This is a genomic window from Neorhizobium petrolearium (assembly GCF_029854435.1).
Taxonomy (GTDB): domain Bacteria; phylum Pseudomonadota; class Alphaproteobacteria; order Rhizobiales; family Rhizobiaceae; genus Neorhizobium; species Neorhizobium petrolearium.
Genome location: NZ_CP123000.1, coordinates 1,269,011 through 1,287,214, shown reverse-complemented (window position 1 = coordinate 1,287,214; position 18,204 = coordinate 1,269,011). Strand labels below are relative to the sequence as shown.

22 protein-coding genes and 3 tRNA genes are annotated in these 18,204 nt (G+C 58.2%); 7 read left to right on the top strand and 18 right to left on the bottom strand.

Annotated elements, in window-relative coordinates; all coding sequences use genetic code 11:
* Positions 1 to 6 precede the first annotated feature (6 nt).
* The 16 genes from nuoK to QEO92_RS06505 all read right to left on the bottom strand — a co-directional run bounded on the left by nuoK (position 7) and on the right by QEO92_RS06505 (position 11,977).
* Positions 7 to 315 carry an NADH-quinone oxidoreductase subunit NuoK gene (gene nuoK, locus QEO92_RS06580; RefSeq protein WP_037150176.1) on the bottom strand — a complete coding sequence of 103 codons (309 nt, stop codon included), beginning with the start codon at positions 313 to 315 and terminating at the stop codon, positions 7 to 9.
* A gap of 20 nt (positions 316 to 335) precedes the next feature.
* The gene (locus tag QEO92_RS06575) at positions 336 to 950 is read right to left on the bottom strand and encodes an NADH-quinone oxidoreductase subunit J (protein ID WP_037150178.1); all 615 of its coding nucleotides are present in this window, start codon (positions 948 to 950) and stop codon (positions 336 to 338) included.
* Between the two features lie 147 nt (positions 951 to 1,097).
* Positions 1,098 to 1,589, bottom strand: a complete 492-nt coding sequence (gene nuoI / locus QEO92_RS06570; protein WP_037150180.1) for an NADH-quinone oxidoreductase subunit NuoI — start codon at positions 1,587 to 1,589, stop codon at positions 1,098 to 1,100.
* A gap of 40 nt (positions 1,590 to 1,629) precedes the next feature.
* Entirely contained in the window at positions 1,630 to 2,673 is a 1,044-nt protein-coding gene (gene nuoH / locus QEO92_RS06565) for an NADH-quinone oxidoreductase subunit NuoH (RefSeq protein ID WP_227702544.1), read from the bottom strand.
* A 7-nt stretch (positions 2,674 to 2,680) separates the two neighbouring features.
* Positions 2,681 to 4,762, bottom strand: a complete 2,082-nt coding sequence (gene nuoG, locus QEO92_RS06560) for an NADH-quinone oxidoreductase subunit NuoG (RefSeq protein ID WP_227702543.1) — start codon at positions 4,760 to 4,762, stop codon at positions 2,681 to 2,683.
* 57 nt (positions 4,763 to 4,819) lie between these two features.
* Complete coding sequence (locus QEO92_RS06555) at positions 4,820 to 5,518, bottom strand: hypothetical protein (RefSeq protein ID WP_052182823.1); 699 nt, start codon at positions 5,516 to 5,518, stop codon at positions 4,820 to 4,822.
* A 4-nt stretch (positions 5,519 to 5,522) separates the two neighbouring features.
* Entirely contained in the window at positions 5,523 to 6,827 is a 1,305-nt protein-coding gene (gene nuoF, locus QEO92_RS06550) for an NADH-quinone oxidoreductase subunit NuoF (RefSeq protein ID WP_037150193.1), read from the bottom strand.
* A 10-nt stretch (positions 6,828 to 6,837) separates the two neighbouring features.
* Positions 6,838 to 7,986 carry an NADH-quinone oxidoreductase subunit E gene (locus tag QEO92_RS06545; protein ID WP_227702542.1) on the bottom strand — a complete coding sequence of 383 codons (1,149 nt, stop codon included), beginning with the start codon at positions 7,984 to 7,986 and terminating at the stop codon, positions 6,838 to 6,840.
* Positions 7,987 to 8,002: 16 nt separating this feature from the next.
* Entirely contained in the window at positions 8,003 to 8,266 is a 264-nt protein-coding gene (locus QEO92_RS06540; protein ID WP_052182824.1) for a hypothetical protein, read from the bottom strand.
* A complete protein-coding gene (locus QEO92_RS06535; RefSeq protein ID WP_037150199.1) occupies positions 8,266 to 9,456 on the bottom strand; it encodes an NADH-quinone oxidoreductase subunit D in 1,191 nt (396 codons plus the stop codon). Before QEO92_RS06535 ends, QEO92_RS06540 begins: the two co-directional genes overlap by 1 nt.
* Before the next feature lie 149 nt (positions 9,457 to 9,605).
* A complete protein-coding gene (locus QEO92_RS06530; protein WP_280107499.1) occupies positions 9,606 to 9,728 on the bottom strand; it encodes a four helix bundle protein in 123 nt (40 codons plus the stop codon).
* A 194-nt stretch (positions 9,729 to 9,922) separates the two neighbouring features.
* A complete protein-coding gene (locus tag QEO92_RS06525) occupies positions 9,923 to 10,525 on the bottom strand; it encodes an NADH-quinone oxidoreductase subunit C (RefSeq protein ID WP_037150201.1) in 603 nt (200 codons plus the stop codon).
* An 18-nt stretch (positions 10,526 to 10,543) separates the two neighbouring features.
* Complete coding sequence (locus tag QEO92_RS06520; RefSeq protein ID WP_227702541.1) at positions 10,544 to 11,125, bottom strand: NuoB/complex I 20 kDa subunit family protein; 582 nt, start codon at positions 11,123 to 11,125, stop codon at positions 10,544 to 10,546.
* The gene (locus QEO92_RS06515; protein ID WP_037150205.1) at positions 11,116 to 11,481 is read right to left on the bottom strand and encodes an NADH-quinone oxidoreductase subunit A; all 366 of its coding nucleotides are present in this window, start codon (positions 11,479 to 11,481) and stop codon (positions 11,116 to 11,118) included. Before QEO92_RS06515 ends, QEO92_RS06520 begins: the two co-directional genes overlap by 10 nt.
* 267 nt (positions 11,482 to 11,748) lie before the next feature.
* A tRNA-Asp gene (locus tag QEO92_RS06510) sits at positions 11,749 to 11,825 on the bottom strand.
* Between the two features lie 75 nt (positions 11,826 to 11,900).
* Positions 11,901 to 11,977 (bottom strand) — tRNA-Asp (locus QEO92_RS06505).
* Between the two features lie 263 nt (positions 11,978 to 12,240).
* On the opposite strand from QEO92_RS06505, the gene QEO92_RS06500 reads away from it, so the two are divergent.
* The 3 genes from QEO92_RS06500 (at position 12,241) to QEO92_RS06490 (ending at position 14,491) form a co-directional block, all read left to right on the top strand.
* Positions 12,241 to 12,316: transfer RNA gene (locus QEO92_RS06500), tRNA-Val, on the top strand.
* A 694-nt stretch (positions 12,317 to 13,010) separates the two neighbouring features.
* Positions 13,011 to 13,736 carry a helix-turn-helix transcriptional regulator gene (locus tag QEO92_RS06495; RefSeq protein WP_037150207.1) on the top strand — a complete coding sequence of 242 codons (726 nt, stop codon included), beginning with the start codon at positions 13,011 to 13,013 and terminating at the stop codon, positions 13,734 to 13,736.
* A 119-nt stretch (positions 13,737 to 13,855) separates the two neighbouring features.
* Complete coding sequence (locus QEO92_RS06490; protein ID WP_052182825.1) at positions 13,856 to 14,491, top strand: acyl-homoserine-lactone synthase; 636 nt, start codon at positions 13,856 to 13,858, stop codon at positions 14,489 to 14,491.
* A 263-nt stretch (positions 14,492 to 14,754) separates the two neighbouring features.
* Here the strand turns inward: QEO92_RS06490 and QEO92_RS06485 are convergent, their stop codons facing one another.
* Entirely contained in the window at positions 14,755 to 15,267 is a 513-nt protein-coding gene (locus QEO92_RS06485) for a helix-turn-helix domain-containing protein (protein ID WP_227702540.1), read from the bottom strand.
* Positions 15,268 to 15,343: 76 nt separating this feature from the next.
* Here QEO92_RS06485 and QEO92_RS06480 point away from each other — a divergent pair, with 76 nt between their 5' ends.
* Positions 15,344 to 15,646: a hypothetical protein gene (locus tag QEO92_RS06480; RefSeq protein WP_037150210.1), complete on the top strand. Its 303-nt coding sequence runs from the start codon at positions 15,344 to 15,346 to the stop codon at positions 15,644 to 15,646.
* A 183-nt stretch (positions 15,647 to 15,829) separates the two neighbouring features.
* Here the strand turns inward: QEO92_RS06480 and QEO92_RS06475 are convergent, their stop codons facing one another.
* Positions 15,830 to 16,438 (bottom strand): hypothetical protein, encoded by a 609-nt coding sequence (locus QEO92_RS06475; protein WP_227702539.1) that lies wholly within the window; start codon positions 16,436 to 16,438, stop codon positions 15,830 to 15,832.
* Between the two features lie 151 nt (positions 16,439 to 16,589).
* Here QEO92_RS06475 and QEO92_RS06470 point away from each other — a divergent pair, with 151 nt between their 5' ends.
* From QEO92_RS06470 to QEO92_RS06460, 3 genes are read left to right on the top strand one after another with little or no spacing between them, the layout of a single operon-like run.
* Positions 16,590 to 17,546 carry a lytic transglycosylase domain-containing protein gene (locus tag QEO92_RS06470; RefSeq protein WP_227702538.1) on the top strand — a complete coding sequence of 319 codons (957 nt, stop codon included), beginning with the start codon at positions 16,590 to 16,592 and terminating at the stop codon, positions 17,544 to 17,546.
* A 12-nt stretch (positions 17,547 to 17,558) separates the two neighbouring features.
* The gene (locus tag QEO92_RS06465) at positions 17,559 to 17,900 is read left to right on the top strand and encodes a TrbC/VirB2 family type IV secretion system protein (protein WP_037150214.1); all 342 of its coding nucleotides are present in this window, start codon (positions 17,559 to 17,561) and stop codon (positions 17,898 to 17,900) included.
* A 3-nt stretch (positions 17,901 to 17,903) separates the two neighbouring features.
* Positions 17,904 to 18,203: a VirB3 family type IV secretion system protein gene (locus QEO92_RS06460; protein WP_081952804.1), complete on the top strand. Its 300-nt coding sequence runs from the start codon at positions 17,904 to 17,906 to the stop codon at positions 18,201 to 18,203.
* Position 18,204: the final 1 nt, after the last annotated feature.

Sequence of the window (18,204 nt, the reverse complement as noted above, 5' to 3'; positions counted from 1 at the left end):
ACCTGATCAGCCCTTCATCATATTGACGTCTTCAACGGCGATCGAACCGCGGTTGCGATAGAAGACGACGAGAATTGCAAGACCGATCGCAGCCTCCGCGGCCGCGACGGTCAGGATGAACAATGCGAAGACCTGGCCGACGATGTCGTTCAGGAAGGAGGAAAAGGCCACCATATTGAGGTTGACCGAAAGCAGGATGAGTTCGACCGACATCAAGATGATGATGACGTTCTTGCGGTTCAGGAAGATGCCGAAGACGCCAAGCATGAAGAGGATGGCGCTGACCGTGAGATAATGGGAAAGTCCGATTTCCATTTTTCTATTCCTTTTCCGCCTCAGACGCCCTGACCCGACTTGACCTTGACCACCTCGACGCCAGTGGCGGGCGTGCGGCCCACCTGCTTCGAAATATTCTGCCGCTTGATGTGGGTGCGGTGACGCAGCGTCAGCACGATCGCGCCGATCATCGCGACCAGAAGCACCAGCCCGGCGATCTGGAAGAAGTAGACATAGTTCGTATAAAGCACGTCGCCGAGGGCCGCTGTGTTGGTGCGTTCGGCCGGGTTCGGGATCGGCATGGTGATCGCCTTGGCTGCATCCGGGGTCAGCACGCTGCCGCCGATGACCACGATCAGCTCTGCCGCCACGATGAGCCCGATCAAGATGCCGATCGGCGCATATTGCAGCACGCCGGAGCGCAGTTCCGAAAAATCGATGTCGAGCATCATGACGACGAAGAGGAACAGGACCGCAACCGCGCCGATATAGACGACCAGCAGGATCATCGCCAGGAATTCGGCACCGGTCAGCAGAAAGAGGCCGGCCGCGTTAAAGAAGACCAGGATGAGGAAGAGCACCGAGTGAACCGGGTTCCTGGCCGAGATGACCATGAACGCCGACGCCACCGCGACGAACGCGAAGAGATAAAAGAAGATAGCCTGCAGACCCATCGTGGTGCCTTTTCGTCCCTCACCGGAAGCAGGGCGGAGGCCCCTTCCCGTCGAAACCCGGCGGCATGACACGCGCCGGGCATTTCATCCAGATGTCACCGGCACATTGCCCGTTGGTTGGGGCGGTCCCGGTCGAATGCGCCCGCCTTAACGGTAGGGCGCATCCATTGCGATATTGCGGGCGATCTCCCGCTCCCAGCGGTCGCCGTTTTCCAGAAGCCGCGCCTTGTCGAAATAGAGTTCTTCGCGCGTTTCGGTCGAGAATTCGAAGTTCGGCCCCTCGACGATCGCGTCGACCGGGCAGGCCTCCTGGCAGAAGCCGCAATAGATGCACTTCACCATGTCAATGTCGTAACGCACCGTGCGGCGGGTGCCGTCGTTGCGGCGCGGACCCGCCTCGATGGTGATCGCCTGGGCAGGACAGATCGCTTCGCAGAGCTTGCAGGCGATGCAGCGCTCTTCGCCGTTCGGGTAACGGCGCAGCGCATGCTCGCCGCGGAAGCGCGGGGAGACAGGCCCTTTTTCAAACGGATAATTGATCGTCGCCTTCTGCTTGAAGAAGTAACGCATCGACAAGAAGAAGGCGCCGACGAACTCCTTCAGGAACAGGGAATTCACGGCTTGTCCGAGACCTGCCATCTTTATTCTCCAATGATGCCAAAAGCTTGGATGGTCATCTTCATGCCCATCCCGTCAGCTTCAGCACGAATGCGGTGATGACGACCATGGCGAGCGACAGCGGCAGGAAAACCTTCCAGCCGAGGCGCATAAGCTGGTCGTAACGGTAGCGCGGCACAAAGGCCTTCACCATGGCGAACATGAAGAAGACGAGCGTTGCCTTCAGCACGAACCAGATAATGCCCGGCACCCAGTTGAGGATCGCGATATCGACCGGCGGCAGCCAGCCACCCAGAAACAGGATGGTCGTCAGCGAGCACATCAGCACGATCGCCGCATATTCGCCGAGCATGAACATCATGTATGGGGTCGAGCCGTATTCCACCATGAAGCCGGCGACGAGTTCCGATTCTGCTTCCGGAAGGTCGAAGGGCGGGCGGTTCGTCTCGGCAAGCGCCGAGATGAAGAAGACGATGAACATCGGGAAAAGCGCCAGCCAGTGCCAGTCGAGGAAGGAGGCCGGCAGGCCGATCATCGTGCCGAGGCCGTCCTTCTGCGCATAGACGATATCCGAGAGGTTCAGCGAGCCGACGCAGAGCAGCACGGTAACGATGACGAAGCCGATCGAGACTTCGTACGAGACCATCTGCGCGGCCGAACGCAGCGCGCCAAGGAACGGATATTTTGAGTTCGATGCCCAGCCGCCCATGATGATCCCATAGACTTCGAGCGAGGAGATCGCGAAGACGTAAAGGATGCCGACGTTGATGTTGGCGATAACCCAGCCGTCCGCGAGCGGGATGACCGCCCAGGTGGCGAGCGCCAAGGTCACGGCGACCAGCGGAGCAAGCAGGAAGACGCCCTTGTTGGCACCGGCCGGAATGATCGGCTCCTTGAAGACGAATTTCAGAAGATCGGCAAAGGACTGGAAGAGGCCGAAAGGACCGACGACGTTAGGCCCGCGGCGAAGCTGCACGGCCGCCCAGATCTTGCGGTCGGCAAGCAGGATAAAAGCGATGAAGACGAGCAGGCAGACCAGCAGCAGAAGCGACTGCCCGATCATGACGATCGCCGGCCAGACGTAGATCGAAAAGAACGGATCCATGTTCAAATTACTCCGCCGCAGCCTGGAAATTGTTGCGAGCCAATGCCGAGCATTCGGCCATGACCGCCGAAGCGCGGGCGATCGGGTTCGTCAAATAGAAGTCTTTGATCGGAGACGCAAACCCCGACTTCGACATCTCACCTTCTTTTTGGCCGAGTGCGGCAATTTCGTTCACGGAACCCGGCGCGATCTCGTCGATAGCGGCGAAATGCGGATAGGCTTCATAGAGCTTCGCACGCAGTGCAGAAAGCGCGTCGAAGGGCAGCTTCTTTCCGAGCACGTCGGACAGCGCACGCAGGATCGCCCAGTCCTCGCGGGCCTCACCCGGCGCGAAACCGGCGCGAGTGCCCATCTGCACACGGCCTTCAGTGTTGACCCAGGTGCCTGACTTTTCCGTATAGGCGGCACCCGGAAGGATGACGTCGGCATTATGGGCGCCTGCATCACCATGGCTGCCGATATAAACGGTGAACCTGGCGCCCTTCTTCGAGAAGTCGAGCTCATCGGCGCCGAGCAGGAAGAGGACATCCATGCCGGCCAGCATCTTTGCCGCATTCGCGCCCTTGGCGCCCGGCACGAAGCCGAGGTCGAGACCGCCGACGCGAGCGGCCGCGGTGTGCAGCACGGCAAAACCGTTCCAGTCTTCCGTCAGCGCGCCCACAGAGCCAGCGAGCTGTGCGGCAGCCGCGAGGACCGCCGCGCCATCCGGGCGGGCCAAAGCCCCCTGTCCTACGATGATCATCGGGTTCTTGGCATTGCGCAGCTTGTCGACGAAGCTGTTGGCACCCGTTTCCAGATCACGCAGCGTTTCCGGACCGGCGCCGAGATAATCGTAGACATAGCGCAGCTCACTCACCTCGCCGATCACGCCGATCGGGAAGTTGCCGCGGCGGAAGCGCTTGCGGATGCGGGCGTTGAGCACGGCCGCTTCGAGGCGCGGATTGGCACCGATGAGAAGCAGCGCGCCGGCCTGTTCGATACCCTCGATCGTGGGGTTGAAGATGTAGCTTGCACGGCCGAGCGACGGATCAAGCGCCGTCCCGTCCTGCCGACAGTCGAGGTTTTCCGATCCGAGCGAGCGGATCAGCTCCTTCAGCGCATACATTTCCTCGACAGATGCCAGGTCACCGGCGATCGCGCCGATCTTGTCGGCGGAGGTTGCCGACACCGCGGCTTTGATCGCGCCGAAGGCTTCGCTCCAGGAGGCCGCCGCCAGACGGCCGTTCTTGCGGACATAAGGCCGGTCGAGACGCTGCGTCTTTAAACCGTCCCAGATGAAGCGGGTCTTGTCGGAGATCCACTCCTCGTTCACCTGCTCGTTGACACGCGGCATGATGCGCATGACTTCACGACCGCGGGTATCGACACGGATCGCCGAACCGACCGCGTCCATCACGTCGATCGATTCCGTCTTGTTCAATTCCCACGGGCGGGCCGTGAAGGCGAAGGGCCGCGAGGTGAGCGCACCGACCGGGCAAAGGTCAATCACATTGCCCTGCAGCTCAGAGGTCATCGCCTGTTCGAGATAAGTGGTGATCTCGGCATCCTCGCCGCGGCCGATAAGGCCGAGCTCCGAAATGCCGCCGACTTCGGTCGTAAAGCGGACGCAGCGCGTGCAATGGATGCAGCGGTTCATCACCGTCTTCACGAGCGGGCCGATATACTTGTCCTCGACGGCGCGCTTGTTTTCCGTATAGCGCGAGCTGTCGATACCGAAGGCCATGGCCTGGTCCTGCAGATCGCATTCGCCGCCCTGGTCGCAGATCGGGCAATCGAGCGGATGGTTGATCAGCAGGAATTCCATCACGCCTTCGCGGGCCTTCTTGACCATCGGCGTGTTGGTGAAGACTTCCGGCAATTCGCCGTTCGGGCCGCCGCGGACGTCGCGCACGCCCATGGCGCAGGAGGCTGCCGGCTTCGGCGGGCCGCCCTTCACCTCGATCAGGCACATGCGGCAATTGCCCGCAACCGAAAGACGCTCGTGGAAACAAAAGCGCGGAACCTCGGCGCCGGCTTCCTCGCACGCCTGGAGCAGCGTGAAATGATCCGGGACCTCGATTTCCTTGCCGTCTACCTTCAGCTTTGCCATCGTATCACTTACGTCCTCAGTTCCATCCCTCGGACCCGAAGGTCGGGGACATATCTCTTATTTCAACAGGGCTTTCGCCTGGCTGACCCAATCGTCCCGCCTGATGCGTCCCTCGAAACCCAATTCCTTGTCGAAGCGGGCGATATCGGCATCCGTCCAGGCAGCAATCTGCGCCAGGCTCGTGACACCCATGCCCTTCAAAACCCCTTCCAGCTTCGGCCCGATGCCGGAAATCCGCTTCAGATCGTCGGCACCGGAAACGGCGACCGCCTTCGCTGCCGGCTTGCGTTTCGCCGCAGCCTTGGCCGGTGCCTTCGCCGCAACCTTGGGCTTTTCCGGGGGCTCCACCGCAACCGGCTTCACAGCCGGCTTCTTCGCGGCGGCGGGCGCCGCCCCCTTGCGGACCGGCTTTGCCTTCGGCCTGGTGGCGGCCGGCGCAGATTCGGTAACGGCAGGAGCGGTCGGCTCGGCGACGGCGGAGGCTTTTTGCGGGGCCGACGCTTCGGCCGGCGGAGGCTCCTGTGGCGTCGCCTGACGATTGGCCGCTTCCATCGCGCCCTGCAGCGTACCGAAGAAGGCGCTCGCCATCTGGCTGGCAAGGCCGAAACCGATCGCAGTCGCGGCCGCCATTGCTGCGGCCGATTGTGCAAACAGCGGATTGAGCTTCAGCGCCTCGGAAAAATCAGACAGGCGCGCAGGATCATGCGCCGGATGATCCGCCGCCTTCCGATCCTGATCCTTGTCCGTCTTCGTCACGTTCTTACTCCGCAGCTTCCATGACTGCGCCATGATCCATGGCGTTATAAGTATACTGATCGATGCGTGCCTCGATCTCCGCGCGGAAGTTGCGGATAAGGCCCTGGACCGGCCAGGCGGCCGCATCGCCCAGCGCACAGATGGTGTGGCCTTCGATCTGTTTGGACACTTGGAAGAGCATGTCGATCTCGCGCTTCTGCGCATTGCCCTTGACCATGCGCTCCATGACGCGCCACATCCAGCCGGTTCCTTCGCGGCAGGGTGTGCACTGGCCGCAGCTTTCGTGCTTGAAGAAGGCAGAAAGGCGGGCGATCGCCTTGATGATATCGGTCGACTTGTCCATGACGATGACGGCGGCCGTGCCGAAGGACGACTTCTTGTCGCGCATGCCGTCGAAGTCCATGATCGCGTCGTCCATGTCCTCGCCCCTGATGACCGGGCAAGATGCACCACCTGGGATGACGCCGAGCAGGTTGTCCCAGCCGCCGCGGATACCGCCGGCATGTTTTTCGATCAGTTCGCGGAACGGTATGCCCATCGCCTCTTCGACCGTGCAGGGCTTGTTCACGTGGCCCGAGATCATGAAGAGCTTGGTTCCGACATTGTTCGGGCGGCCGATCGAGGAGAACCAGCCGGCGCCGCGGCGCAGGATGGTCGGCGCGACAGCGATCGATTCGACGTTGTTGACCGTCGTCGGGCAGCCGTAGAGGCCCATGTTGGCCGGGAACGGAGGTTTCAGGCGCGGCTGCCCCTTCTTGCCTTCCAGGCTTTCGAGCAGCGCGGTCTCTTCGCCGCAAATATATGCGCCGGCACCGTGATGGACATAGATGTCGAAATCCCAGCCGAGCTTGGTGTTCCTGCCGAGCAGGCCAAAATCATAGCACTCGTCGATCGCCGCCTGCAGCGCTTCACGCTCACGCATATATTCGCCGCGCACATAGATATAGGCTGTATGGGCACCCATGGCGAAACCGGCGATCACGCAGCCTTCGATCAGCGTATGCGGATCGTGGCGCATGATTTCGCGGTCCTTGCAGGTGCCGGGCTCCGATTCGTCGGCATTGACCACGAGATAATGCGGCCGGCCGTCGCTCTCCTTCGGCATGAAGGACCATTTGAGGCCGGTCGGGAAGCCGGCACCACCACGTCCGCGAAGGCCGGACGCCTTCATCTCGTTGATGATCCAGTCCCTGCCCTTTTCGAGGATCTCCTTGGTGCCGTCCCAATGGCCGCGGCTCATCGCGCCTTTGAGCGACTTGTCCTTGAGGCCGTAGATATTGGTAAAGATGCGATCCTGATCCTTAAGCATGTCTCACCCCTTACCGCGGCTTCTTGCCGAAGACCTTAATGTATTCGGCTTCGCCGCCCATGGCGAGCGCCTTGGCCTGTTTGACCCAGTCGTCGCGTTCGATGCGGCCCTTGAAATTCAGGTATCCGTCGACCCATTCGCGCTCCGCCTTCTTCCATGCTGCGACTTGCGCGAAGGTGAAGATGCCGAGCTCGTTGAGAATGCCCTCTATCTTCGGGCCAACCCCGGAGATCATCTTGAGGTCGTCCGGTTCGGCCGGCTTGTCGATCCCTTTCGGGCGATTCTTGTCCTCCAGGGACGGCTTTTCCGCCTTGGTAGTGGCCGGCTTTGCAGCATCGGACGCGGCTGCTTCGCTCTTGGCAGTGCCCGAAAGCGGCTGAATTTCGGCTGCTTTCACATTGTTCGCGGCAGCCTTCGGCGCGGTGGCCGGCGTCTTCAGTTTCTGATCGGTTTCCGGCGCCGTATCCTTGGGACGTGCCGCATCAGCCGGCGGAACCGGCGCGGCATCGGTCGCTGGCTGCGCATCGAGGTTGGTCCGGACGGGTTTCACATCTTCGAGAAGCGTCTGAGGGCCGCCTTCGGGTGCGGAAAAATAGCGGTCGATCTGCGGACCCGGCTTGATCTGATCGCCCTTGCCGGCTTCGAATGCATCGATGATCTCTTCCAGGCGCTCAGGCGTCAGGTCCTCATAGGCATCCTTGAAGATGATGACCATCGGCGCGTTGACGCAAGCGCCCTGACATTCGACCTCTTCCCAGGAGAGCGTGCCGTCGGCATTGAGCTCGAAGGGATCGTGATGGATCTTGTGCTGACAGACCTTCATCAGGTCTTCGGCGCCGCGCAGCATGCAAGGCGTCGTGCCGCAGACCTGGATATGGGCGCGGGTGCCGACAGGCTTCAACTGGAACTGGGTGTAGAAGGTCGCGACTTCGAGGACACGGATATAGGGCATGTCCAGTTTGTTGGCGACATGCTCAATCGCCGCGCGGGTGATCCAGCCATCTTGTTCCTGCGCACGCATCAAAAGCGGAATAACGGCGGATTGCTGCCGGCCTTCCGGATATTTCCTGATCGTTGCCTCGGCCCAGGCGGCATTCTCCTCGTTAAAGGCGAATACTGCCGGCTGGACGCTATCTTCGGCTAATCGACGAACGGACATTCTTTTCCACGCCTTATCAGTTTATGGATCCACACCGCGACCGCGTGAGCGACACGAACTCGCAGGCATAGGCAGACTTGTCTTTCTGCATGAACACTATGAACTTTGTCCCATTGGGAACGGAGGTTTTGATCTCATATCCTTCCGACAGGAGATCACCCATCGATTTCGATCCGCCGGAAGCTGTCGAACCGCCGAGCTGATCGGCCGACTGGTCCTGCTGCGCAAGAGCAGCCGGGCCAGCCAGCAAAAAGCCAGCGAATACGACGGCGCGGATCATCAGCGGTCTACCTCGCCGAACACGATATCGAGCGAGCCCAGCACGGCAGCCATGTCGGCCAGCATATGCCCGCGCCCAAGGAAATCCATCGCAGCCAAATGTGCATAACCCGGCGCGCGGATCTTGCAGCGATACGGCTTGTTGGTCCCATCCGCGACCAGATAGACCCCGAACTCCCCTTTCGGAGCCTCCACGGCGGCATAAACCTCACCGGCCGGCACGCGATAACCTTCGGTATAGAGCTTGAAGTGATGAATCAACGCTTCCATCGACCGCTTCATCTCGGAGCGCTTTGGCGGCACGACCTTGCCGTCCAGCGAAGAGACCGGGCCGGTCCGCGCATCGCCCTTGAGGCGCGAAAGAACCTGACGCATGATGCGAACCGACTGCCGCATCTCCTCCATACGGACGAGATAGCGGTCATAACAGTCTCCGTTCTTGCCGATGGGAATGTCGAAATCGAGATCGGCATAACATTCGTAAGGCTGCGACTTGCGCAAATCCCAAGCCAGACCGGAACCGCGCACCATCACGCCTGAAAAGCCCCAAGACCATGCGTCATCGATCGATACGACACCGATATCGACATTGCGCTGCTTGAAGATGCGGTTGCCGGTCAGGAGCTTGTCGATGTCGTCGAGCGCGACCATGAAGGGATCGCACCACTTTTCGATGTCGTCGACCAGTTCTGGCGGCAGATCCTGGTGCACGCCTCCCGGCCGGAAATAGGCAGCATGCATACGGGCTCCGCAGGCCCGCTCATAAAAAACCATCAACTTTTCGCGCTCTTCGAAGCCCCAGAGCGGCGGCGTCAAAGCACCGCAGTCCATGGCCTGCGTCGTCACATTCAGGAGATGGTTCAAAATACGGCCGATCTCACAGTAGAGCACGCGGATCAACTGGCCGCGGATCGGAATATCGATGCCCAGCAGACGTTCTACCGCCAGGGCGAACGCGTGTTCCTGGTTCATCGGCGCGACATAGTCCAGGCGATCGAAATAGGGGACTGCCTGCAGATACGTCTTCGTCTCGATCAGCTTTTCGGTTCCGCGATGAAGAAGGCCGATATGCGGGTCTACACGCTCGACGATTTCTCCATCGAGCTCCAGAACAAGGCGCAATACGCCGTGGGCAGATGGATGCTCAGGCCCAAAGTTGATGGTGAAATTGCGGACGTTATGTTCAGTCATATGCGCGCTCCGCGCTTGGAGGATTTAGCGAATAGCTGTTTCAACTTGATCATGTCTTTTCCTGCAGACGTCTGATCAGTGCATGGACCATCCGACAATCTCATCGCGCTGCTCCATCAGGCTCCGAAACTGCCGTACCGGAAGGCTCTTCACCTTCCCGGCGATGACCATATGCGCCCCAACTCCTTCAAAGAACCTTGAGCAATCCCGAGAAACTGGATGAAATTACTGGTGTTTTCCCGCCTGCGACTTTCCGCAATACTCGCCGCCACCGAAGCAGCGCCCCTGCGAATTCGAGCGTCTTAACCGTGTATCTCATCCCTCGGAAATCCATCCGTCGCGCGATAGAACTGAACTGCACGCTCAATTGCCCGCGGCCACACGTTGAGATCCTCATGGGAGTTGTTCGTCTGCGTCTTCCTTTCGTTTGGCGACAACTATCCGCTATTCGCCCTGTTTATTTCACCTAAGTCTTGGCCTTCTCGTCTCCCGGCAGCACGTAATCCGTGCCCTCCCATGGAGACAGAAAGTCAAAATTACGGAATTCCTGGCGTAACTCGACAGGTTCGTAGACAACCCGCTTGGCATTGTCGTCATAGCGGACCTCTACATATCCCGTCGTTGGGAAATCCTTGCGCATCGGATGCCCCTCGAAACCGTAGTCCGTCAAGATGCGACGAAGGTCCGGGTGGCCGGTGAAGGGAATGCCATACATGTCCCACGCCTCACGCTCGAACCAGTCGGCGCCCATGTAGACGGCGGTCGCCGAGGGGACGGCCTCGCCTTCGCCGACGGCGAGCTTCACGCGAATGCGTTGGTTCTGCCTCGGCGACAGAAGATGGTACACCACGTCGAAACGCTTTTCACGCTGCGGCCAATCGACGCCGCAGATGTCGACAAAACATATGAAACCACACTGTACATCATCCCGAAGGAAGGTCAGCAGCGGCACGATGTTTTCAACGGTCGCCGTAAGCGTCAATTCGCCAAAGGCGATCGTCGCATCTTCCACGAGGGCGGAGCGCGCCTCGCGGATATAGGTTGCAAGCTCGGTCAGGGCTTCGCTCATCGTCTTGTCCTTAGGCCCTCAGCGCTCGATCGTACCCGTGCGCCGGATCTTCTTTTGCAGCAGAAGCACACCGTAAAGCAGCGCCTCAGCCGTGGGAGGACAGCCCGGAACATAGACATCCACCGGCACGACGCGATCACATCCGCGAACCACGGAATAGGAATAATGGTAATAACCACCACCGTTGGCGCACGACCCCATCGAGATGACGTAACGCGGCTCCGGCATTTGGTCATAGACCTTGCGGAGCGCCGGGGCCATCTTGTTGGTTAGCGTTCCGGCGACGATCATGACGTCCGACTGACGCGGCGATGCACGGGGAGCAAAGCCAAAACGCTCCATATCATAGCGCGGCATCGAGGCCTGCATCATCTCTACGGCGCAACAGGCCAGGCCGAACTGCATCCACATCAGCGAACCCGTGCGGGCCCAGGTGATCAGATCGTGGGTCGACGTCACCAAAAAGCCCTTGTCGGCCAGTTCGTCGTTAACCCCTCCAAAAAAAGCATCGTCACTACCGACCGGCTTACCAGTACTCGGATCGATAATACCCTTCGGTTTCGGCGCAACGAGAGTGCTGCCGTTGTCGACTACTCCCATTCCAGCGCTCCTTTCTTCCACTCATAGATGAAGCCGACCGTCAGGACGGCAAGGAAAACCATCATCGACCAGAAACCGAACCAACCCATATCACCAAAGGAGACAGCCCAAGGGAACAGGAAGGCCACCTCAAGGTCGAAAATAATGAAGAGAATCGAGACCAGATAAAATCGAATGTCGAACTTCATGCGCGCATCGTCGAACGCGTTGAAACCGCATTCGTAGGCCGACAGCTTTTCCGAATCGGGCGCCTTATAGGCCACAGCGAAGGGGGCGACCAGAAGCGCGATACCGATCACCAGCGCAATACCGATGAAAATCGCGATCGGGACATAGGAAGTGAGGAGTTCACTCATGGTATTCGATCCCAGCTTGCCTGAAGCGTCGAGCGACGCTTTAAAGTCAATACACGGGCCAAGCGAACGTGCATTGCAACAAGCCGTGACTAGCGCAGCCGAAGCCCCGGCGCAAGCCTTTTGAGCGCGGCATCCTGTACCTAAATGAAGCAGTTCGGACGAACACCTACGACTTGGTCTCCGCGAGAACCGCAAGCCTGTTTCGCAGGAAACATTCCGCAATCAAATCGGTTTAAGACCGATCGGAAAAATAAAAGAAATCGTGAATGGCGCGAGTGACGGGGCTCGAACCCGCGACCTCCGGCGTGACAGGCCGGCACTCTAACCGACTGAGCTACACCCGCGCATGATGCCGACTTGCGGCATTGAAAAATCTGCCCCTCGCATACTGAAGCGCCAGCAAATTTTCGAGGAAGAGATGGCGCGAGTGACGGGGCTCGAACCCGCGACCTCCGGCGTGACAGGCCGGCACTCTAACCGACTGAGCTACACCCGCGCATTACTCGTGAGGTGTGACACCTCCCGGCCGGCGGCCTCGACCGCTCGGTTGAGCGGCTAACTAAGAGGTTCGTGTTCGGGTGTCAAGCAGGTTTCAAGACAAAAGGATGACGACCCGGTTCTTTCCCTCCCCTGCCCTCCCGGCGATCGCAGCTTCCCCAAAAATTTCAAAAAAACATCATGAAAGCTCTTGCGGTTTTTCCGCGATCCGCATAGATCACGGCCACCGACGCGGCGGGCGTATCTTCTGCAGCCGCGAAAGGGCGATTAGCTCAGTTGGTAGAGCGCCTCGTTTACACCGAGGATGTCGGGAGTTCGAGTCTCTCATCGCCCACCATTTTCTTAAAGATTTCAGGGGCCTGCAGGCAGCGGAAAACGGGACTGCGTAGCGGGTCAGTGTGCGCTCCTTGTTTGGCTGGCGAGACGTTACCGGGCAGCTTTCCGATAAGCACGCTGTTACCCTCATTGTTCCCGCAAGCACACCGAAGCTTGTCTGGCAGGTGCATGAGATATTGATTCCCTTGCCGTCCGGCGCTGGCGATCAACACGCGCCCAATACGCATCACTTGCCCGCGTCTGCTCGTTTCTTCTAACTCGCCTGCTGGCGCTTATCCTTCTCGCGTGCCTTCTTTTCCGTCGCGGTCTCCCGCTTCCGGCTCCTTGTCGACAGATTTGTCATCGGCCTTAACCAACGGTAATCCTTGTGTTTTCCTTTGCTGCATTTCAACCTAATTGCCTCGCCAATCGTCTTCTCTTATGCTTCCATTCCGTGCGACTGGACAGGCTCGACGCGGGGGGCAATTTGGAAAACTTTGTTCAACGGCCACCGCTTTCGAATAGCTTGCGAAAGTTCACGTTAATCAGGTCACACACCTGATCGGATCGTTGCATTTTGATAACAGGAGCATTTCGTCCTATCCAAAAGCCAGAATTGGCCGCTGATCTTCATCTCACAAGTATTTGGGCTCAGCAGGCGTGACCTAAAGGCCATCGTCAGCGGCTCGGCATAACCGTGATAATGGAGCAAAAGGTTGGACAAGTTAGCCTATTTGATGCTTCAGTTTTCTGAGGCTTGCATTTCGACACGAACTGTCGCGGAGGTTTGCGAACTCGTTGAGCGCATAGTGGTATCTTTGGGCGTTGAGCGATTTGCCTTGGCAGGACTTCCACTCCCCCATGAAAGCCTGGAGAGCTACTTCCATCTCAACGGTTGGCCACCAGCATGGTTTGAGCGGTATCTGAGGAAAAATTACTTCCGAGACGATCCCGTTGTGAACCTCGTTCGTCGAGCGGACCGGGCAATCGTATGGTCCGAAACGATTGACAATCAGGCTCTGCCGCCCAAAGCCCGCCAAGTCATGCGCGAAGCTGCCGATTTCGGGCTGGTGGACGGCATCACGATCCCGATCTTCACACGATCAGGCTTTGCGGGCATCTTCTCCGTTGCTGGAAAGAAGGTCTCGTTGCCGGCGCCCCATAGGGACCTCCTTCACATCATAGCAATCAGGGCTTACACCCGACTGCGAGACCTGAACGCTGCGGGCAGCGACATTACCGAAGACGTCATGGTCACCCGCAGCGAAAGCGAATGCCTGACCTGGTGTGTTGAAGGCAAGAAGGATTGGGAAATCGGTGAAATGACCCGGCGTTCGCCGCGGACGGTCCAAACTCACCTTACCAATCTGCAGCAGAAGTTGAACGCAAGAAATCGAGCACATCTGATTGCAGAGGCGTTTCGACGCGGACTGCAACGGTAAAATACGACAATTTACGAATAGTTTTTCCTTACCTCCGGTTGCACATTACACGTGCACAACGGAGGCAATCGATGCTGGAGATTATACGAGGCAGACAAGTCCCGCAAAAACAGTCCATCATGGAGGCGGTTTGGCGTTTCCGCCATCAGTGTTTTGTCGACGAGCTCGGCTGGGAGGCGCTTCGACAAAGCGACGGCCGCGAACGGGACGCGTTCGACACGCAGTCCACCATTCACCTGGTACTGACAGAGGAAAACGAAGTGGTCGGCTATTCGCGTCTGCTGCCGACGATGAAACCACACCTTCTGTCCCATCTTTATCCAGAGCTGATCGGTGAAGAAAGTTATCCAAGAGGGCGCCAGGTCTTCGAATGGGGACGATGTGCAACCGCAAGACACGTAAGGCACGTCCGTGGCATTGCAACTGCAGACGTATTGATGACAGCCGTTCTCGAGTTCCTCGTCTTTTCCAAGATCGAGACCGTCATTATACAGACAAACCCTGCGCTCGTGAAAATGATCCGCAGGAGAGGCTATCGATTGGAGGTTCTGCGTGAGCCCATACTTTATGAGGGAGAACCGGTCATGGTCATTGCAGCCTACCCCTCCTTTCGCCTGCTTCAACAGCATCGCAAGGCCTATGGTATAGATCAGTCCCTGCTTTCCGTGCCGTCGCGCCCATCGCGATCCTCTGCGATCACGGATACCAGCCAGCGCACGGAAGAAGGTTCAGGCAGTTGGGCCGGAGCTGAATAACGGTGATGGAAATCGGAGGCGCAGGACTATGACGAAACTTCATGGAAGGGCTTCGGCTGCCATATTCATCAGGAAGCGACCTCCCTGGGCATGGCGCCTTGACAAGTGAAAGCCGCGGAAAGGCGCCCGCAACGATGTCAACAAACGACCGCTTTGGGCTTTGTCTCGATGTTCTTTTCGCTTGCGAGCTGCAGTGGCAATGTCCGCCGGTCTACACCGTTTGGCGTGCAAGATCTCTTTCATTGAGGTGCGCCCACATCCAATCAGCCGCCATTTGCAACGTCCGCTGATCGCACTTTGATCATCGCATCGACCAGCGACAGCAAGGAATTCACAGCGTCGGCCGGCAGCGCCTCAACGATCTTGATCAGTTCGCGACGTCTGTCGGCTTCGTCTTTTGTCTTTCCAAACCGATAAGGCGCAGCAGCCATGATGACATCGATTGGCGAAAAATCCAGAAGCTCGCTCAGATGAATGAGCCTGGTCACGGTCATCTTCGTTTCGTTGCGCTCGTATCGCCCATAGACTTGAGGATGAAGCGCGAGCAGAGGTGCGACATCAGCATGCGTGAGCCCGGTGCGTTCTCGCGCCTGCCTGAGCGCGTCTGCAATTCGGTTATCAAGTTCGGAAAACTCCGCGATCCCCTCATATCCAGGGCATCGGTAAACCGGCTTGTCGGCTTCGGGACCTTTATGTTCGACGAGACCCTTCTCTTGGATGTGTTTGTCTACTCTGCTTGTCATGAAAGGTGGCCCGCCATTGTTTCTTATCCTCATACATCAACAACGCTTCTTATGACCAGAAGCGAGCTTTCCGCTTTGTGTGAACGGAATAATAATCGAGGGGGCCATCATGGACGACTACGAGGTTCCTCAAGACCTCACCACTCTCCTCTCACGTCATCGCACGCTGCTGCTGGAGTTAAGGCGGCGAGGCGAGACGGTTCGAGTACATTCGTTCTTCGACGAGCTTGAGCTGGAAGAACGCCTGGTTTGCAATCAGATTATTGCATGGCAGCCGGCCGACAGGCGCGAGGCGTTGCAAAAGCTCACGCATTTGGCGGGCTACGTACTGGCCACAGGGATACCCCTTGATGCTGCAACAATTTGCCATTCGGTTGAACCGTTCTTCTACCCCCCGGGCTCTGTCTCATGAACGATATCGCCGACACCGATCGCCCTTGTGATACTCTTTCCGACCAAGCGAACATGCGCGACAGATGCGGGCGCACGCCGAAACGATCGAGACGTGAACCGACCCGGTTTCCTGAATTTTTATCCGCCGCAACACTCAAATCGGATCGCACCACCAAAGGACCGCATCGTCGCAGTTGGGCGGTCATCGCCCCCTCACCCTCGGATCTGCCCACATGCCGAACGACGCCTTTTTGCCAACCTCTTCGGCTTTCGACAGATCCGGGCGAGCCAAAGTACCATCGGGCTCTGTCGAGAGACGAAGGGCGCCAAGCGACACAAGCTGTTCTTCGAACATTTCGACAGCGTCGAGGCTGCCCGGAAAATAATAGTAGCCATAACAGGTTGCATTGTGAACCGGCGACTTCTGCTCGCTGGTAAACGCCCGGCAGAATATCACCTTTGGATTGTTCAGCATGACTTGCAGCTGTTCTTGCGCATAGTCGCGGCAACGTCCTATGAACCCATCCCGTCGACTGACCATTTCGCCCTCGCACGGTTCAACGCCGTAAAGGCGAACCACAGTGTCGTCAGTGACACGAAAGTCGGTCGCCGACAGCGCTTCGAAGGCATTCGTGGTCGCATAACCCTTGCGCTCAGCCACCTCACCACGCCCGTCGTAATATTCCATCACAAGGACGATTTTCCCCGATACCGCCAGGGATCGAACATAGTCCTCATTGATCGGTTGCGCGGCGAAAGCAGGCGCCGCGAGCACGCAAATGCCAAGCGCTGCATAAATTCCACGTCTCATCACCCACCTCCATAACTTAACTCGTATCGTTATTTTATCGACAGGGGTTGAAATCAACCAAATTCTCTGTAGACCTATACGTATTGCGTATTATTTCACTCCAAGAGCAGTCAGTCGTCGAAAATGCTCAGCCACCGATATGAGGGAATCGATGCACACTTACGGTGAACTTTCCCGACTGAAAATCCCTACGTTGATCACTCTTCTGGTGACCTTGATCATCACCGAAGGGGAGGCGAAAGCAAGAGATGAGTCTGACAAAACAAATGTAATTTCAATTTCTTATGAAATCGATCTTCCTGCTTTGGAGGAGCCTTCATCATCGGATGCCTTGGGGCGCAGGAAGATTTCGCAGGCAAGCTTCGATGAAACACCGGGGCCGAGATCAGGACCGCGGACAGCACATGAAACATCGGAAAACGAAATTAACTTATTTCGTTACTTTTCCCTTGCAAAGTCGGCGACATCCGCATGGCCGAACAGAATTTACTACGATACTAAAATCGCTACATCGTCTCAAAGGCCTGACAGCTCAAGGAAAGCACCTCCCGCCACAATTGCGCGAAAGACTGATGAATGCGCGCCCTCACCGCTTACGCCGGAAAGTGTCAGGCGCCTGGTGGTCCAATCCGCCAGGCGTCATCAGGTCGATGAGGTTTTTGCAGAAGCAATCGCCTGGGTCGAGAGCGACTTCGACAGGCGGCGCAATTCACCAAAAGGTGCGCGTGGCCCGATGCAGTTGATGCCCGATACTGCGGCTCGTTTCGGCGTTCACGATATCTGCGACCCCGCCCAAAACATCGACGGTGCGATGAGATACCTGCGGGTGCTCTTCGACGAGTTTCAGAACCCCCTTCTCGTCGCGGCCGCCTACAACAGCGGCGAGCGGCGCGTCTACGAACATGCGGGCATTCCACCCTTTGCTGAAACCGTCAGATACCTCGCAAAAGTCATCAACTACCGACTTGGCCTGCCGATGCCGTCGGCAAAGACAGGCCCGATGCGCGTCCTGCAAACCCCAATCGAAGGCCCAGCTCCCGGCAACGAGGCTGGCGTTATCGCTGTGCAACAACGCCGCCAATTTGTCGGCGGAGTGATGCATTTTTGAAGGAGAAACTCGATGGAACACGAATGGCAGAACATCGGATTGCGGGTGCTGAAGCTTACGACCCTGATAGGCGTCATGGCCGCTGTTCAGGTCATAGCTCCAGACGCTGCCCTGGCTCAGACAAATGGTGGTGGAGCATTTGCGCCGTTAGAAACGGCGGTTCAGATGATCGTCGACTTCATTACCGGCCCCTTCGGCCGGCTTCTGGCGATCATTGCGGTCATCGGTCTCGGCTTCCTCGCGTTTGCAGGCCGCCTTTCCTGGTTCACGGCGGGCGCGGTCGTCATTGGAATCGGGCTGGTGTTTGGTGCACCCGCCATCGTCGATCAAATGATATCAGCCGTCGGACAATGACCAATGACCGGGTTTGAGCGTGAAGGACCGACTTTCATTCCGCTTGTCATCGGCTTGACCAGGCCGCCGACGCTTTGGGGTGTGCCCTATATGGCGGTCGTCGTCACCTTTGGCATTACCGTCATTGGCTGGTTGGCGACGAACGACCTGCTGGCACTCTTGATCGCACCTGTCACCTATCTCGTCTTGTTTTCGCTTTGCGCCCGCGACAGCAAAATCCTCGACGTGCTGCAGGTGGCCTCCCGCAAAACTCCCCGAACGCCTAACATGCACCTTTGGGGCACGAATTCGTACGGACCATAGC

Excerpts from the sequence above, each read along its gene's own strand:
- QEO92_RS06525 (WP_037150201.1), bottom strand. The coding sequence starts at position 10,525 with ATGAGCGAAGCCCTGACCGAGCTTGCAACCTATATCCGCGAGGCGCGC.
- QEO92_RS06490 (WP_052182825.1), top strand. The coding sequence starts at position 13,856 with ATGGAGGCGGTTTGGCGTTTCCGCCATCAGTGTTTTGTCGACGAGCTC.
- QEO92_RS06460 (WP_081952804.1), top strand. The coding sequence starts at position 17,904 with ATGACCGGGTTTGAGCGTGAAGGACCGACTTTCATTCCGCTTGTCATC.
- nuoH (WP_227702544.1), bottom strand. The coding sequence starts at position 2,673 with ATGGATCCGTTCTTTTCGATCTACGTCTGGCCGGCGATCGTCATGATC.
- nuoK (WP_037150176.1), bottom strand. The coding sequence starts at position 315 with ATGGAAATCGGACTTTCCCATTATCTCACGGTCAGCGCCATCCTCTTC.
- nuoI (WP_037150180.1), bottom strand. The coding sequence starts at position 1,589 with ATGGCAGGTCTCGGACAAGCCGTGAATTCCCTGTTCCTGAAGGAGTTC.
- QEO92_RS06535 (WP_037150199.1), bottom strand. The coding sequence starts at position 9,456 with ATGACTGAACATAACGTCCGCAATTTCACCATCAACTTTGGGCCTGAG.
- QEO92_RS06545 (WP_227702542.1), bottom strand. The coding sequence starts at position 7,986 with ATGTCCGTTCGTCGATTAGCCGAAGATAGCGTCCAGCCGGCAGTATTC.
- QEO92_RS06465 (WP_037150214.1), top strand. The coding sequence starts at position 17,559 with ATGGAACACGAATGGCAGAACATCGGATTGCGGGTGCTGAAGCTTACG.
- QEO92_RS06485 (WP_227702540.1), bottom strand. The coding sequence starts at position 15,267 with ATGAGGATAAGAAACAATGGCGGGCCACCTTTCATGACAAGCAGAGTA.
- QEO92_RS06540 (WP_052182824.1), bottom strand. The coding sequence starts at position 8,266 with ATGATCCGCGCCGTCGTATTCGCTGGCTTTTTGCTGGCTGGCCCGGCT.
- nuoF (WP_037150193.1), bottom strand. The coding sequence starts at position 6,827 with ATGCTTAAGGATCAGGATCGCATCTTTACCAATATCTACGGCCTCAAG.
- QEO92_RS06515 (WP_037150205.1), bottom strand. The coding sequence starts at position 11,481 with ATGAGTGAACTCCTCACTTCCTATGTCCCGATCGCGATTTTCATCGGT.
- QEO92_RS06520 (WP_227702541.1), bottom strand. The coding sequence starts at position 11,125 with ATGGGAGTAGTCGACAACGGCAGCACTCTCGTTGCGCCGAAACCGAAG.
- QEO92_RS06575 (WP_037150178.1), bottom strand. The coding sequence starts at position 950 with ATGGGTCTGCAGGCTATCTTCTTTTATCTCTTCGCGTTCGTCGCGGTG.
- QEO92_RS06470 (WP_227702538.1), top strand. The coding sequence starts at position 16,590 with ATGCACACTTACGGTGAACTTTCCCGACTGAAAATCCCTACGTTGATC.
- nuoG (WP_227702543.1), bottom strand. The coding sequence starts at position 4,762 with ATGGCAAAGCTGAAGGTAGACGGCAAGGAAATCGAGGTCCCGGATCAT.
- QEO92_RS06475 (WP_227702539.1), bottom strand. The coding sequence starts at position 16,438 with ATGAGACGTGGAATTTATGCAGCGCTTGGCATTTGCGTGCTCGCGGCG.
- QEO92_RS06480 (WP_037150210.1), top strand. The coding sequence starts at position 15,344 with ATGGACGACTACGAGGTTCCTCAAGACCTCACCACTCTCCTCTCACGT.